The organism is Bradyrhizobium sp. ORS 375 (genome assembly GCF_000239775.1).
Lineage (GTDB): Bacteria > Pseudomonadota > Alphaproteobacteria > Rhizobiales > Xanthobacteraceae > Bradyrhizobium.
Genome location: NZ_CAFI01000481.1, coordinates 1 through 15150, shown reverse-complemented (window position 1 = coordinate 15150; position 15150 = coordinate 1). Strand labels below are relative to the sequence as shown.

General features: G+C 65.9%; 17 protein-coding genes, 1 tRNA gene and 1 pseudogene. 11 read left to right on the top strand and 8 right to left on the bottom strand.

From position 1 onward, the window contains the following. A pseudogene (locus tag BRAO375_RS33525) lies at window positions 1-375 on the top strand (caspase family protein); the annotation flags it as partial. A gap of 34 nt (window positions 376-409) precedes the next feature. Here the strand turns inward: BRAO375_RS33525 and BRAO375_RS33520 are convergent. After that, window positions 410-484 (bottom strand) — tRNA-Gly (locus BRAO375_RS33520). A gap of 288 nt (window positions 485-772) precedes the next feature. On the opposite strand from BRAO375_RS33520, the gene trxA reads away from it, so the two are divergent. Further along, entirely contained in the window at window positions 773-1693 is a 921-nt protein-coding gene (trxA, locus tag BRAO375_RS33515) for a thioredoxin (protein WP_009031858.1), read from the top strand. A 60-nt stretch (window positions 1694-1753) separates the two neighbouring features. Continuing rightward, on the top strand, window positions 1754-2428 hold the full coding sequence (locus BRAO375_RS33510; RefSeq protein ID WP_009031857.1) for an LON peptidase substrate-binding domain-containing protein: 675 nt from the start codon (window positions 1754-1756) through the stop codon (window positions 2426-2428). Window positions 2429-2440: 12 nt separating this feature from the next. Here the strand turns inward: BRAO375_RS33510 and BRAO375_RS33505 are convergent, their stop codons facing one another. The 3 genes from BRAO375_RS33505 to BRAO375_RS33495 form a co-directional block, all read right to left on the bottom strand. Continuing rightward, entirely contained in the window at window positions 2441-3271 is an 831-nt protein-coding gene (locus tag BRAO375_RS33505) for an FTR1 family iron permease (protein ID WP_009031856.1), read from the bottom strand. A gap of 11 nt (window positions 3272-3282) precedes the next feature. After that, entirely contained in the window at window positions 3283-3630 is a 348-nt protein-coding gene (locus BRAO375_RS33500; protein WP_244423416.1) for a cupredoxin domain-containing protein, read from the bottom strand. Window positions 3631-3993: 363 nt separating this feature from the next. Beyond that, window positions 3994-4344: a hypothetical protein gene (locus tag BRAO375_RS33495; protein ID WP_009031854.1), complete on the bottom strand. Its 351-nt coding sequence runs from the start codon at window positions 4342-4344 to the stop codon at window positions 3994-3996. 89 nt (window positions 4345-4433) lie between these two features. On the opposite strand from BRAO375_RS33495, the gene BRAO375_RS33490 reads away from it, so the two are divergent. From BRAO375_RS33490 to BRAO375_RS33480, 3 genes are read left to right on the top strand one after another with little or no spacing between them, the layout of a single operon-like run. Beyond that, window positions 4434-4976, top strand: coding sequence for a TetR/AcrR family transcriptional regulator (locus BRAO375_RS33490; protein WP_009031853.1), 543 nt, complete (start codon window positions 4434-4436; stop codon window positions 4974-4976). 57 nt (window positions 4977-5033) lie between these two features. Beyond that, window positions 5034-5231, top strand: coding sequence for a Trm112 family protein (locus BRAO375_RS33485; protein ID WP_006613415.1), 198 nt, complete (start codon window positions 5034-5036; stop codon window positions 5229-5231). A 3-nt stretch (window positions 5232-5234) separates the two neighbouring features. Continuing rightward, complete coding sequence (locus BRAO375_RS33480) at window positions 5235-6158, top strand: alpha/beta hydrolase (RefSeq protein WP_009031852.1); 924 nt, start codon at window positions 5235-5237, stop codon at window positions 6156-6158. Between the two features lie 381 nt (window positions 6159-6539). Here the strand turns inward: BRAO375_RS33480 and BRAO375_RS33475 are convergent, their stop codons facing one another. After that, window positions 6540-7760 (bottom strand): ubiquinone biosynthesis hydroxylase, encoded by a 1221-nt coding sequence (locus BRAO375_RS33475; protein ID WP_009031851.1) that lies wholly within the window; start codon window positions 7758-7760, stop codon window positions 6540-6542. Window positions 7761-7915: 155 nt separating this feature from the next. Here BRAO375_RS33475 and tesB point away from each other — a divergent pair, with 155 nt between their 5' ends. Beyond that, complete coding sequence (tesB, locus tag BRAO375_RS33470; protein ID WP_009031850.1) at window positions 7916-8791, top strand: acyl-CoA thioesterase II; 876 nt, start codon at window positions 7916-7918, stop codon at window positions 8789-8791. Between the two features lie 5 nt (window positions 8792-8796). On the opposite strand, the gene BRAO375_RS33465 is transcribed toward tesB, so the two are convergent. Continuing rightward, a complete protein-coding gene (locus BRAO375_RS33465; protein WP_009031849.1) occupies window positions 8797-9672 on the bottom strand; it encodes a DUF4339 domain-containing protein in 876 nt (291 codons plus the stop codon). Between the two features lie 207 nt (window positions 9673-9879). On the opposite strand from BRAO375_RS33465, the gene BRAO375_RS33460 reads away from it, so the two are divergent. The 4 genes from BRAO375_RS33460 to BRAO375_RS33445 all read left to right on the top strand — a co-directional run bounded on the left by BRAO375_RS33460 (window position 9880) and on the right by BRAO375_RS33445 (window position 13816). Next, a complete protein-coding gene (locus tag BRAO375_RS33460; RefSeq protein WP_009031848.1) occupies window positions 9880-10218 on the top strand; it encodes a P-II family nitrogen regulator in 339 nt (112 codons plus the stop codon). Window positions 10219-10302: 84 nt separating this feature from the next. Beyond that, entirely contained in the window at window positions 10303-11613 is a 1311-nt protein-coding gene (locus tag BRAO375_RS33455) for an ammonium transporter (protein WP_009031847.1), read from the top strand. A gap of 322 nt (window positions 11614-11935) precedes the next feature. Then, entirely contained in the window at window positions 11936-12274 is a 339-nt protein-coding gene (locus tag BRAO375_RS33450) for a P-II family nitrogen regulator (RefSeq protein WP_008971557.1), read from the top strand. Window positions 12275-12313: 39 nt separating this feature from the next. Next, complete coding sequence (locus BRAO375_RS33445; protein ID WP_009031846.1) at window positions 12314-13816, top strand: ammonium transporter; 1503 nt, start codon at window positions 12314-12316, stop codon at window positions 13814-13816. A gap of 346 nt (window positions 13817-14162) precedes the next feature. On the opposite strand, the gene BRAO375_RS33440 is transcribed toward BRAO375_RS33445, so the two are convergent. Then, window positions 14163-14576: an EVE domain-containing protein gene (locus tag BRAO375_RS33440; RefSeq protein WP_009031845.1), complete on the bottom strand. Its 414-nt coding sequence runs from the start codon at window positions 14574-14576 to the stop codon at window positions 14163-14165. A gap of 299 nt (window positions 14577-14875) precedes the next feature. Further along, window positions 14876-15150, bottom strand: a 275-nt coding sequence (locus tag BRAO375_RS33435) for an NAD(P)H-dependent glycerol-3-phosphate dehydrogenase (protein WP_035643445.1), incomplete at its 5' end; no start/stop codon positions are given.

The window sequence follows — 15150 nt, the reverse complement described above, 5'->3', positions numbered from 1 at the left end:
CGCCAAAACGACGACCCGACGTTGCCGGCCAGCCACGTCGCCGATCTCACTTTCGTGCGCGCCGCCGATTTCGTCGGGGGCGGTGTCGGCAGCGTGCCGGGAATGCTGATGAAGACGAGTGAGCAGGCGCGCGGCACGCCGCTGGCCGGGCTTGCCGTGAAGGTGACGGAAGGGTCGTTTCTGGTCGGCTTCTCCGACGTTCAGGCCGACCGGGTGCGAAACGAGGAGCTTCTCGCCGGGCGCGAATGGATCGACATTCCCCTGGTCTACACCAACGAGCGACGGGGCATTCTGGCGATCGGGAAAGGTCCGACTGGGGATCGCGTGTTCGCGGATGCCTTCGCGGCCTGGGACAAGGCCCAGCGAGCGCAGTAAGCTTTGCAATAAGATGATCGGCGGAGCGGCGATTTGGAGCGGGCGAAGGGGTTCGAACCCTCGACCCCGACCTTGGCAAGGTCGTGCTCTACCACTGAGCTACACCCGCATCCGTGACGCCTGAGCGGCGTGGCCGCCAGCGACGGGCAGACCTATGCCAAATGCCGCGGACGAATGCAACAGGTCTGCGACAGGTTTCGTGTGCCGGCGGCCTTCAATTTTGGGTGTCGGAGGCGACCAAACCGGGTGGAATCGGCCATTGGCCGGCCTTGAGCCCGGCCGGATTGAAATTTCCCAGGCGACCGCCACTTAAAGCGATGGAAACCGTGTATTGAGGCGCGGCGGCGGCCGGTTCCCGGCGCGCTGCCCATCCCAGATTTTTTCGGACGAGGACCTCGTGACCATTGTTGAGCAGGGCGGCGGAGCGGCGCCGCAGGTGCCGGATCTGATCAAGGACACCACCACGCAGACCTTCGTGAAGGACGTGATCGAGGAATCGAAGCGTCAGCCGGTCCTCATCGACTTCTGGGCGCCGTGGTGCGGACCGTGCAAGCAGCTGACCCCGATCCTGGAGAAGGCCGTCAAGGCCGCCAAGGGCAAGGTCAAGCTGGTCAAGATGAACATCGACGAGCATCCGGCCATTCCGGGCCAGATGGGCATCCAGTCGATCCCGGCCGTGATCGCCTTCGTCGGCGGACGCCCTGCGGATGGCTTCATGGGCGCCGTGCCCGAGAGCCAGATCAATGCCTTCATCGAGAAGATCACCAAGGGCGTTCCCGGCGTCGGCGAGCCCGACATCAACGAGATCCTCAAGGAAGCCGAGGCGGTGTTGGCGGAGGGCGATCCGGCCGGCGCGGCGCAGATCTACGCCGAGGTGCTGTCGTTCGACGCCGCCAACGTTCCCGCGCTTGCCGGCCTCGCGAAATGCTATCTCGAAACCGGTGCGATCGAGCAGGCCAAGGAGACGTTGGCCCAGGTGCCTGAAGCCAAGCGCAGCGACTCGGCCGTCTCGGCCGTCCAGGCCGCCATCGATCTGGCCGAGCAGGCGCAGTCGCTCGGCCCCATCGGTGAGCTCGAACAGAAGGTCGCCACCAATCCAGTCGATCATCAGGCGCGTTTCGATCTCGCGATTGCGCTCAACGCTGCGGGCAAGCGGAAGGAAGCCACCGACCACCTGCTCGAGATCGTCAAGCGCGACCGCAAATGGAACGAGGACGGCGCGCGCAAGCAGCTCGTCCAGTTCTTCGAAGCCTGGGGCGGCGCCGACGAGGCCACCGTCGAGGGCCGCAAGCGGCTGTCGACGATTCTGTTCTCGTAGATTCCCTCGGGCGGGGCGCGGTCTTCAGCGGATAGCAGTCGAGCGGACACGAGGTATCGCATGCCGATCAATGCCGAATATCGCGGTCCTGCCGAGCTGCCGGAGATCATCCCGGTGTTTCCGCTCGCCGGTGCGCTCCTGCTCCCGCGCGGCCAAATGCCGCTGAACATTTTTGAGCCGCGCTACCTCGCGATGGTCGACGACGCCTTCCGCGACGGCCATCGGTTGATCGGCATGATCCAGCCCGATGTCACGCACTCGTCCAGCGAAGAGCGGCCGGTGCTGTTTAAGGTCGGCTGCGTCGGCCGGATCACGCAGCTCGCCGAATCCGGCGATGGCCGCTACATCCTCGAACTCACCGGCGTGTCACGGTTTAAAGTGGTCGAGGAGATGACGGTGCTGACGCCGTATCGTCAGTGCAAGGTCGACTATTTCCCGTTCATCGACGACTTTACCGCGCGGAAGGGAGAAAATGCCGTCGACCGCGAGGCGCTGCTGGCGGTGCTGACCGATTTTCTGAAGGCGAACAACCTGAAGGTCGATTGGGCCGGCATCGAGGCCGCGCCGAACGAGGCGCTCGTCAACGCCCTGGCGATGATGTCGCCTTACGGTCCCGCCGAGAAGCAGGCCATGCTGGAGGCGCCGGACCTCAAGACGCGCGCCGAGATCCTGGTCGCCGTCACCGAGATGGACCTCGCCAAGAAACGGACCTCCGGCGATCCGCCGCTGCAGTGATCGCGCGAGCTATCACTCGGCAGCGACGGCGCGCGGCGGAGCCGGCGTCGCCGTGAGTCGCATCAGCGCGATCGTCGCCACGATCACCCCGACATAGACCGCGAGCTGCATGGCGGTCGGCTGGTCGGTATAGCCGATCAGCGCCTTCAGCGTCCGTCCGGCGAGACCCTTCTCCGGCAGAACCGCACTCGAATCCCATATCACCTGGTCGAACGAGGTCAGCCAGTTGGCGCGGGCGAGGAAGAACACGGCCTGGGCGGCCATGCCGGCGGACAACAAGGTGATCAGAACAGTGGTGGTCCGAAACAGCGCGCGCGGCGGGATCCGCATCAGGCCGAGATAGGTCGCAAGGCAGACGGCGACCCCGAGCAGCAGGCCGAGCGCGCCGCCGCCGAGCAGCGCACGGCCACCGCCCTCATCCGACGCCGCGACGCCATAGAGGAACAGCGCCACCTCGCTGCCCTCGCGCAGCACGGCGATTGCAATCACCGTCGCCAGCGCGACCAACGGCTTGGCCCCTTCGGCGACCGCCTGCCCCATCGTGCGCAGTTCGCTGGCCATCTCGCGGCCGTGCCGGGCCATCCAGACATTGTGCCAGGTCAGCATGATCACGGCGGTGGAGAGGATCGCCGCATTGAACACCTCCTGCCCCATGCCTTCGAACAGCTGCGTCAGCGTGCCCGCGAAAGCCGCGACGATGCAGGCACCGACGAGCCCGGCAAACAGTCCAGCACCGATCCAGCGCAGGCGATGCGGGACTGCGCTGGTGACGGCCAGCACGATGCCGACGATCAGGCCGGCCTCGAACACTTCGCGGAAGACGATGATCAGTGCGGCAAGCATGGGACCAGGACCTATTGGACGTTGACGAAGCCGCGGGCCTTTTCGTTGAAGTCGTTGTAGAACTCATAGCGACCCGACTTCATCGCCCGAACGTTGAGGATGGCCTCGCTGTTGGCCGCGATCACCTTCTCGATCTTCAGGGTCTCGCTCTCGAACTCGATCGCCTTGCCTTCCATGTTCTTGACGCGGATGGTCAGCGGCGCATCGGCTGGAACCGTCGGCTCCTTGGGTTCGAACTGGCCGTTCGCATAAGTGAGGCAGATCTCGTTCGGCCCCCCAGCCTGCACCTGCGTCGCCAGCAGCAGCATGCCGAGACCGCCGCCTGCAACGACCACCCTTCGCACCACGTCGACCAACATCGATCAGTCCTCTCGTATTCAGCCAAGCAAATCGGAGAACTGGTACACGACCGCATCGAGCGACGACGGCGCGGTACCCGTTCGCGACGACGAACAGCTAAGCGGCCCGCCGCCGGGTCTGCAAAGAGACTCCTTCTAAGTTGGAACCATTCTTTGCGAATGTGTCGCGGCAGTGGCGAGCGCTTGGCTGCGAGCGGCCTTGCGGCTCCGTTTCGTTACGAAGTTCGCGGGCTCGCCATATCACTGCCGCGCATTGCGGAGTGTGGTCGAGACTTGGCTGTTTGATTGCTGATGCAAAGCGAAGACGAGACGAGATCTGGGCGCACTCTCGCCCGCTGCAGCTCGCCGCCTTGCGCGGGCCGCTCAATAGCCTGCCGCCGCGAGCGCCACGACGCCAACGAGCATGATCCAGCCCGGATGGCGTGCACGCGTGGCCACCGCGTTGGCGACTGCGGCGAAGGCGAACACGCCGATCGCCATGATGACAATCCAATGACGCGCCGCCTCGGAGCCCAGCGCTGGTGCTGCGACCAGCAGGGCGCCGAAGCCGATCCACGCCACCGTCCCCGCCTGCCAGACAAGCCGCAGCAGGGTCCGCAGCCGCTCCGGGGAGATCGTCGCCCGGGCAAAGACGACCGTCTCGCCGAGAACACCATGGATCAGCGCGACCGCGATCGACGCCAGCCCGGCAGCCTGCAACACGACATCACGCATCGCATCCTCCATACAGTACTGTATGGAGGATGCATCCGATTCTGGCGCCCGTCAATACAGTTGTGTATGGAGAGCGCGATGGTGACGACATGAGCGAGCAGCTCTCTGCCAAGGACTGGCTCGACCAGGGCCTCAGGATATTGGCCAGTCAGGGCTTCACGGCGCTGAAGGCGGAGCCGATGGCCAAGGCCATGGGCGTGTCCCGCGGCAGCTTCTATTGGCATTTCGCCGATGTAGCGACGTTTCACGCCGAATTGCTGAAGCATTGGCGGGAGATCGCGGCCGAGCAGGTCATCAGCGGCGTCGAGGCCAGTGCTGGCGCCGAGCCAGCGATCGCGGTGCTGCTACGCCGCAGCTTCACGATCAGGGCCGCCCTGGAGCGGGCCGTCCGCAGCTGGGCCGCATCCGACGCCGTCGCACAGCAGGCGGTCCAGGCAATCGACAAGCGGCGGCTCGGCTACATCCAGAGCCTGCTCGCCGCCGATGGCCTGGCCCCGGAGATCGCGGCGGCCCGTGCCCAGGTGCTGTACTGGGCGTTCCTCGGCTACGCCTTGTCGGGCCGGCCACTGCCCGCCGCGCAGCAGGACGCCGTGCTCAGCGAGCTGATCCGGATCGCGCTGCTCAGGCCGTGAGGGGACGACAGCGCGGCCGCTTGTGTGATAGAGAGGCGGCCGCCGGAGACAGATGCCATGAACGCCCCGCTCGAACGCCCCGCCAATTCCGTCGATCCCAAGCTGCTCGAAATCCTGGTCTGCCCGATGACCAAAGGCCCGCTGGAGTATGACGCGGCCAAGCAGGAGCTGGTGTCGCGCTCGGCGAAGCTCGCTTATCCGATCCGCGACGGCATTCCGATCATGCTGCCCGAGGAAGCGCGGAAGATCGACTGACCGATGCGGGCCGTCGTCATCCGCTGCGCGCTGGCCCTGGCCCTCCTCACCTCGGCGGCCTCCGCTGAGGAGAGCGCAATCCGCGTGGGCGCCATCGACGCCGTGCTGACCACGCCATCCGGCGTCGAGCGGCCGCCGGTCGCGCTGCTGATCGCCGGGTCCGGGTCGACGGACCGGGATGGCAACGGGCCGCAGCTGAAGCCGGCGACCCTGAAGAAGCTCGCCGAGCAGCTCGCCGCCCGCGGCATCGCCAGCCTCCGCTACGACAAGCGTGGCGCGGGCGGCTGGAAGTCGGAGTTCGGCAAGCCGCAGGACTTCCGCTTCAAGGACTATGTCGACGACAGCGCCGCGCTCGTCGACTTTCTGCGCGGCAAGTTCGCGCGCATCGCGCTCGTCGGCCACAGCGAAGGCGGTCTGGTCGCGATCCTCACCGCCCGCCGCACTCCGGTCGATCGCCTCGTCCTGCTCGCGGCATCGGCGCGGCGGCAGGGCGACCTGCTCAAGGCGCAGCTCGAGAAGAAGCTGCCGGCCACGAAGATGGAGCCGGTCGCCAAGGCGATCGATGCCATCATGGCCGGGCAGATCGTCGATCCGCCGCCGCCGGAGTTGCCGATCGCGCCGAGCATGCAACCCGGCATCGGCTCCGCCTTCACCGAGGATCCGATCGATCCTCTGAAGCAGCTCGTGATCCCGATCCTGATCGTCGGTGGCGGTCGCGATCAGCAGGTCGCCCGCCTCGACATGGTCGCGCTCGCCGCCGCAGCTCCGGCCGCCAAGACACTGTGGTTGCCGGAGATGAACCACGTCCTGGTCGACGTCGCCAACGAGGACGAGAACCTGTCGTCCTACAACGACCCGGACCGCCCGCTCGATCCCGACATGGTCGACGCCGTCGCCGGCTTCATCGCCGCTGCAGGCCCGCGCTAGAGCACGATGTGTTTCCACGGAACCGCATCTGGCAGCCTCGCGCACGTCCCTAACTTCGCAGCGCGCAGCTTTGAGATGAGCCCCACTGTCACCCTCGCCTGGAGGGGGAGGGTCGGCTCATAGGCGCGAAAGCGCGTGTGAGCCGGGGTGAGGTGATCTCTCCACTGGCACCGGTTTCCACGACTTCACCCCACCCCGCTCGCCCGCTTCGCGCGCGAGCACCCCTCCCCCTCCAGCGGAGGGTGAGAGCGAGATCGCGGCGCCTTGCCATCGTCATTCATCGGCGGTTTTGCGACCGCCGCACAGAGCGGCCGGTGCGCATCATCCTAGTCGTCAGTCGGAGCATCATGTTTCCACGACATCGGCATCATGCTCCAGCTGCTACAACGCCTCGCCTTTCAAAAGCCGCGGCATCTCGCCGGTGAGGCCTGCGGCCTGCTTGATGAACAGCTCCTTCAATGGCGGCGCGCGATCGACGAGGCCGAGGCCGATGTCGCGCACGGTGCGCAGCAAGGTCGACTTGTTCGAGAACAGGAAGTTCAGCGAGTTCGTGGCGACGCCCATCGCCATGGTGTCGAAACGGCGCCAGCGCTGATAGCTTTCGAGCACATCGACCTGCCCCGGATCGATCCCCATCCGCGCGGCATCCACCACGACCTCGGCCAGCGCAGCGACGTCCTTGAGGCCCATGTTGAGCCCCTGCCCCGCGATCGGATGGATCACATGGGCGGCGTCGCCGACCAGCGCCAAGCGCGGCGCGATGAAGGAGCGGGCGACGAAATAGGACAGCGGAAACGCGCGAGGCTGATCGAGCACCTTGAGCTCGCCGAGATGCAGGCCGGCGCGTTTCTCCAGCTCGGCATGGAATTCGTCGGCACTGAGCGCCACCAGACGCTGCGCCTCCCTGCGCCGCTCGGTCCACACCAGCGACGAGCGCTTGCCGGTCAGCGGCAGGATCGCGAACGGTCCGGGCGGCAGGAAATGCTCCTCGGCGCGACCGTTATGGTCGCGCTCGTGACCGACGGTGACGACGATGCCGGACTGGTCGTAGTCCCAGCCATGGGTCTGGATGCCCGCGCGCTCGCGCAGCCTGGATCGCGCGCCGTCGGCCGCCACCAGCAGGCTCGCCTCGAGTTCGCTGCCATCGCCGAGCGTCACCGCGACGGCGTCGGTCCGTGTCTTGAAGCCGGTCACCGGCATCGCCTTGAGCTCGACGCCGGCGGCCTCGGCATGCTTGACCAGCGCATCGATCAGCAGCCGGTTCTCGACCATATGCGCGAACGGCTCGCCGGCCTCGACCTGCCCCGCGAAGGTCAGGAAGGCCGGTCGCGTCGCGTCCTCGAGCCTGGAATCGGTGATCACCATGTCGAGGATCGGCTGCGCCTCAGGCGCCACGTCGCCCCACACGCCAATCGCGTCGAACAGCTTGCGGCAGGCCGCGACGATGGCGCTGGCGCGCGGATCGCGGCTCGGCCTGTTGGCGAGCGCCGGATCGGCCACGATCACCGGCACCTCGGCGCCGAGGCCCTGCCGCAGCGCCAGCGCGAGCGCCAGGCCGGCAAAGGCCCCGCCACAAATGACAATGCTTCGCTGTGTCGTCATGACGCCCTGCTCACGGTTGCTCTTGCGGGTGGAGTATAGCTAGGCGAAACAGAGGGCAGAACCAAGGGCCGCGACCCCCATCCGACGTTTGCGGATGGCTGATGCCTGCAAAAGCGGGCCGGAGCCGGCGGCCGAGCCAGCGAAAGCACCATGCCATGTCCAAGGGACTGATCGACCTGATCTCGATCCTCGATCTCGAGCCGATCGAGGTGAACCTGTTCCGCGGCAACAGCCCGAAGACCAGCTGGCAGCGCGTGTTCGGCGGCCAGGTGATCGGCCAGGCGATGATGGCGGCCTGCCGCACCGTGGAGGGCCGGCTGCCGCATTCGCTGCACTGCTATTTCATCCTGCCCGGCGATCCGCAGGTGCCGATCATCTACCAGGTCGAGCGGCTGCGCGACGGCAAGAGCTATGCGACGCGCCGCGTCACCGCGATCCAGCACGGCAACGCGATCTTCTCGATCATGGTCTCCTTCCACAGCGACGAGGAGAGCGCGTTCAACCACCAGGACAAGATGCCGGACGTGCCGCCGCCGGAGAAGCTGACGGCCGAGGAGATCTCCAAGCAGCCGATGTTTCAGGAGGTCTTCCAGCGCATGCCGGACTTCATCCGCCGCTATTACGAATCCGATCGCCCCATCGAATTGCGTCCCGTCGAGCTCAGCCGCTATTTCGGCCAGAAGATCGACGACGGCCGCATCCATGTCTGGATCAAGACGGCCGCCACGCTGCCGGACGATCCGGCGCTGCACATGTGCGCGTTGGCCTATGCGTCGGACTTCTCGCTGCTCGACGCGGTCATGGCGCGCTACGGCCGGACCCTGTTCGACAAGCGCATGATGCCGGCGTCGCTTGATCATGCGATGTGGTTTCACCGGCCGTTCCGCGCCGACGAATGGCTGCTCTATGCGCAGGATTCGCCGAGCGCGCAGGGTGGCCGCGGGCTGACCCGCGGCTCGATCTTCAAGCCCGACGGCACGCTGGTCGCCTCCGTCGCGCAGGAGGGATCAATCCGCGAGCGCCGGTCGTAGCTGCGTCACATCGGCTGCGCGGTGCGCGGCACCAGCGCGAACTGGCCGATGTACCAGACGCTGTACCAGCGCAGCAGCCACGGGATCGGAATGATGAAGGCGCAGCCGAAGGTCAACACCAGGGTGCGCCAGAGCACCTGCAGGCCCGAGGCGTTGAACACCAGCTCGCGGCGCGAGCCCTGGACGTTGCGGCACATCCAGCGCATCCATGCCGTCAGCACCCAGGCCCAACCGACGATGGTGATGCTGGAGACCAGCAACAGCAGGTACCAGCCGACATAGGCAAGCGGATTGCCTTCGAAGCGGAGCGGCAGCGGCTCGCCGTTGGAGGCCAGCTTGGTGACGACCCAGCGCACCACCATCCAGCCCAGGATGGCCGGACCGAGCAAGGAGATCACGCTCAGGATCGGCCGGTCGCTGAAGCCGACATAGGTCAGCACGCCCATGCCGATGAAGACGTACCAGATGTCCAGCGGCTGGCCGGTGAAGGTGAGATTGGGCCGGCCGGGCACCCTGATCCGCTCGATGACATAGCGATAGAGATAGACGGCAGTCCACGGCGTGATAACGACCAGGAACTGGCCGAGCACGTACAACAGCGTCCAGCCAAGATAGGGCCAGGTATCGAGCTTGGCCGAGAGCGCCCCCGTGGAGACGGCGCTGCCGCCATCGAAGGCAGGCGGGCCGGCCGGTGAAATACTGGGCATGCCCGACATCAGCCCGGGAATCCGCCCGGCCTTCTCCCAGCCGGCCATGCCGTCGCTCCACAGCAAGGTCTCGGCGGTCACGACGCCCCTGGCAATCAGGTCGCGCAACTCGTCTTCCGAAACGGGCCCCTGCTGCTGACCTTGGGCGGCGTAATACCAGGAACGATTCGACATGGGAGGTCCTTGAATAAGGGAGGCAACAAAACGTCTTCCATCTGTCTGTCGATGGCGCATTGCGTTCAGTGATATCGGTCACTCCTTGACGTTTTCACTTAACGCTGCGCTGATTTTGTGCCATTTGCCTAGGAACAGGCCAGAACGGCCGTCCAAAGCCTGCCTCCGAAACAGGCTGCTCCGCGTTGAGGAAATCAAGGCCCGCCCATGAAGCTCGTCGTCGCGATCATCAAACCCTTCAAGCTCGACGAGGTGCGCCAGGCCCTCACCGCGATCGGCGTGCACGGCATGACCGTGACCGAGGTCAAGGGCTACGGCCGCCAGAAGGGTCATACTGAGATTTATCGCGGCGCCGAATATATCGTGAACTTCCTGCCCAAGCTGCGCATCGAGATCGCGGTCAACTCCGACATCGCGGACAAGGCGGTCGAGGTGATCACTACGCATGCGCGCACCGGCCAGATCGGCGACGGCAAGATCTTCGTCACGCCGATCGATCATGCCCGCCGCATCCGGACCGGCGAGACCGACAGCGACGCTCTCTAAACAGCCGCAACGGCGGCACGCCCGCCGCAATGGCGCGGCGGAGCGAACATTCTCAATCTGATCTGACATGCCGGGGGGACTGTCATGGGGACCTGCGCGTCTCGTTGCCCGCGCGCGTCTGCAGCTTTGGCTGCCGCGGGCGCCGTTATCTTCACCACGCCGGCTTCGGCCGCCGCGCCATCCACCATCGACGCGGCCGACACCGCCTGGATGATCGTCGCCACCGCGCTGGTGCTGATGATGACGATCCCGGGTCTCGCGCTGTTCTACTCGGGCATGGTGCGCAAAAAGAACGTGCTGGCGACGATGGCGCAGAGCCTCGCCGCCGTCATGCTGATCTCGATCCTGTGGGTCGCGTTCGGCTACTCGCTGGCGTTCGTCGGCGACGGCCCCTGGATCGGCACGCTCGACCGCGCCTTCCTCGCCGGCATGGGCATGGACAGCGTGCATCCCGGCGCCAAGACCATCCCCGAAGCGCTGTTCATGCTGTACCAGATGACGTTCGCGATCATCACGGTGGCGCTGGTGGCGGGGTCGGTCGCCGACCGCATGCGCTTCTCCGCCTATCTGGTGTTCGGCGTCGCCTGGTTCATCTTCGTCTATCTGCCGCTGGCACATTGGATCTGGGGCGGCGGCTTCCTCTCCCAGGCCGGTGTGGTTGATTTCGCCGGTGGCCTCGTGGTGCATCTCTCCGCCGGCACCGGCGGGTTGGTGGCCGCGCTGGTGATGGGACGCCGCCATGGCTATGGCAGCGAGAACCTGTCGCCGTTCGACCTGTCGCTCGCGGTGGTCGGCACCGGCCTGCTGTGGGTCGGCTGGTTCGGCTTCAATGGCGGCTCGGCGCTGTCAGCCAACGCTCATGCCGTGATGGCCATCCTCACGACGCATCTCGCCGCCTGCGCCGGCGCCGTGACCTGGGGCGCTCTGGAATGGTCGACTCGCCGCAAGCCGTCGGTCCTCGGCATGATCTCCGGCGCGGTCGCCGGCCTCGGCACCATCACCCCGGCCTCGGGCTACGTCGCGCCCTGGCACGGCCTCGTCATCGGCGCGCTCGCCGGTATCATCTGCTACTGGGCCTGCACCTCGCTGAAGCACCGCTTCAACTATGACGATTCGCTCGACGTGTTCGGCGTCCATGGCATCGGCGGGCTCACTGGCACGCTGATGGCCGGCGTGTTCGCGACCGCGGCGATCGGCGGCACAGCTGGGCTGATCGAGGGCAATCCGAAGCAGTTGCTCTCGCAGCTCTATGGCGTGGCCGTCACCCTGGTGTGGTCGGGCGGGGTGACCTGGGGCCTGCTGAAGCTGGTCAGCGCCTTCGTGCCGCTGCGGGTGTCCCGCGAGCAGGAACTCGAGGGTCTCGACATCTCCCAGCACGGCGAGGCGCTGCAGTAATTGGCGGCATCTGACCGGTTCTGAGTCGCGGGAATCTGCCCGCGCAGTGAGCAGCATTGTGTCTTGAGCCTGTCCTGCGCATTTTTTGCGCAGGAGCGCCCATTCATTGGGCGCGACCGAATAGCGCAGGCTCCCAAGCCCCCCCTGAGGGCCGAAAAGATCAGGATTCACGGCTCGTTAGCCCTGACCAGCCGTCTGGCACGGCATTTGATTCTACGGCCCCGGCTGTGCCCGCGTCGTGAAGCTCTCTCCGCGTGGTGAACCTCAGTCGACAGGAAGCGCTCGGTAACGTCCGTGCCGGGCCCAAGCGGGGATAGGACCCATGAAAATTGTTATGGCGATCATTAAGCCATTCAAGCTCGAAGAAGTCCGGGACGCCCTGACCGCCATCGGCGTTCATGGTCTCACGGTCACGGAAGTGAAGGGATACGGCCGCCAGAAAGGCCACACGGAAATCTACCGCGGCGCCGAATATGCGGTGAGCTTCCTGCCCAAGATCAAGATCGAGGTCGCGATCCCCTCCGACCAGGTCGACAAGACCATCGATGCGATCTCCTCGGCCGCCAAGACCGGCCAGATCGGCGACGGCAAGATCTTCGTCATCAGCCTCGAGCACGCCGTGCGCATCCGCACCGGCGAAGCGGACGCTGCGGCTCTCTGATTTCGCGCTCAAACCAGAACACTTACGGAGTAGAATAAAATGACGTTCAAACGTCCAACCAGCGCGGGATGGGTTACGCTCGCAATCGCCGGGCTCTGCGTCGCAGGCCTCGCCGATGTGGCGTTCGCCGAGGACGCGCCGGCCGCGGCTGCTGCTGCCGCCCCCGTTCCCAACAAGGGCGACGTCGCCTGGATGCTGATCTCCAGCGCACTCGTCCTGATGATGTCCGTCCCCGGCCTCGCGCTGTTCTACGGCGGTCTCGTCCGCACCAAGAACATGGCCTCCGTCCTGACCCAGGTGTTCGCGATCGTCGCCATGGTCGGCGTGGTCTGGACGCTGTACGGCTACTCGCTCGCCTTCACCGACGGCGGCAGCATGACCAAATATGTCGGCGGCTTCGCCAAGGCCTTCCTGCACGGTGTCGACGCCAACTCCACGGCCGCCACCTTCTCGAACGGCGTCGTGATCCCGGAGCTGGCCTACTTCGTGTTCCAGATGACCTTCGCGATGATCACCCCGGCCCTGATCGTCGGCGCCTTCGCCGAGCGCATCAAGTTCTCGGCGGTGATGCTGTTCGTGCTGCTGTGGGTGACCTTCATCTACTTCCCGATCGCGCATTGGGTCTGGTACGTGCCCGCGCCGGATGACGTCGCTGCCGCCGCCAAGGCTCTCGCTGCCGCTACCGACGCCGCTGCCAAGACCGCCGCTCAGGCCAAGCTCGACGAAATCACCAGCAACGCCGGCTGGCTGTTCCAGGCGGGCGCGCTGGACTTCGCCGGCGGCACCGTGGTGCACATCAACGCTGGCATCGCGGGCCTCGTCGGCGCCGTGCTGATCGGCAAGCGCACCGGCTACGGCAAGGAGCTGATGGCTCCGCACTCGCTGACCATGACCATGATCGGCGCCGCGCTGCTGTGGGTCGGCTGGTTCGGCTTCAACGCCGGCTCCAACCTGGAATCCAACGGCGTGACCGCGCTGGCCTTCGTCAACACCATGGTCGCCACCGCCGGTGCGGCGCTGTCCTGGCTGCTGTGCGAATGGGCCGTCAAGGGCAAGCCCTCGCTGCTCGGCATCTGCTCGGGTGCGGTCGCCGGTCTCGTCGCCGTCACGCCGGCCTCCGGCTATGCCGGTCCGATCGGCGCGCTGGTCCTCGGCCTGATCGTCTCGCCGGTTTGCCTGTTCTTCGTCTCCACCGTGAAGAACGCGCTGGGCTATGACGACGCGCTGGACGTCTTCGGTGTCCACTGCGTCGGCGGCATCATCGGCGCTCTCGCCACCGGCATCCTGGTCAACCCGGCTCTCGGCGGCGTCGGCATCACCGACTACACCAACGTCACCGGCAACAACGCTGGCACCTACGAGTTCGGCACGCAGATGCTGGCTCAGATCAAGGCTGTCCTCGCCACGCTGGTGTGGTCGGGCGTCGGCTCGGCGATCCTCTACAAGGTCGTCGACGTGATCATCGGGCTGCGCCCGACGGTCGAGCAGGAGCGCGAGGGTCTGGACATCACCGACCACGGCGAGCGCGCCTACAACTACTGAGTTCTCCCGGGAGCAAGTCCCACGGGACTTGGTCCACAACTTCGGTTCGGGCAAATACCCGGCAATGCCCTGACCGTTGAGGGGCTCCAGCGCAAGCTGGGGCCCCTTTCTTTTTGGATCGCTCGTGAAGGCCGAGCTAACACCAAACAACCGGTGTCGTCCCTGCGAGCGTATGCGAACGCCGGGACCCATACCGCGTGATGTCTGAAAAAGACCGGGGGCCAGTCCCGCGAGACAACTGACCCCTGTGGTTATGGGTCCCGGCTTTCGCCGAGACGACACCGATGGTGTTGCGCGCGCTGGGCTCTCATCGAGAACCACCAGCGCTGCGACGGCGCAATCGCCCCTAAACGCCGCCCATCTTGCAGACCAGCTTCCATTCGTCGGCCGTCACCGGCTGCACCGACAGCCGCGACTGCTTGACCAGCGCCATCTCGGCGAGCTTCGGCTCGGCCTTGATGGCCGCGAGCGTCACCGGCGTCTTGAACGGCTTGTGCGCCTTGATGTCGACGCAGACGAATTTTTCGGTCTTGTCGGTCGGGTCGGGATAGGCCTCCTTGATGATCTCGGCGATGCCGACGATCGCCTTGCCTTCGTTGGAATGATAGTAGAAGGCAAGCTCCCCCTTCTTCATCGCGACGAGATTCTGCCGCGCCGTGTAGTTGCGCACGCCGGTCCAGGCCTCGCCTTTGGCGCCCTTCTCCACCTGCTGGTCCCAGGACCACACCGAGGGTTCGGATTTCACCAGCCAGTAGCTCATATCAGCAAGGTCCTCAGATCACGTTGCGTCAGGCCCGAGCGGAATACGGGTTGGCTCGGCGGGCGGATGAAAGAAGACGGCAATGTCCTGGTCAACACCTTAGAACATCAGCGCCACGCTTTTGCCCAGCGATGACCAGGTCCGCGACAGGCCCGCCCTGCCGCCGCCCATCGAGACGCCCGCCTCAGGACGAGGTCTGAATTCTGGTCGACATGCAAATCCTCATGGTGAGGAGCGCCGCTCGCGGCGCGTCTCGAACCATGAGGCCCGAATGAGGCCGGGTTGTCCCGCTGGAACGCTCACTCCTCCGCCTTGAACGGTCGCATCATCAGCGCCTCGATCGCCGCGTCGATCGTCACCGTGCCCGACAGGATCGCCGCCACCGCCTGCGCCACCGGCATCTCGACGCCGCGCGAGGTGGCGAGTTCGACCAGCACGGGCGCCGTATATTGCCCCTCGGCAAGCTTGCCCGCGGGCAGCGCCTCGCCGCGGCCGAGCGCGAGGCCGGCGGCGAAGTTGCGCGATTGCGGACCGGCACAGGACAGGATCAGGTCGCCGAGGCCGGACAGACCGG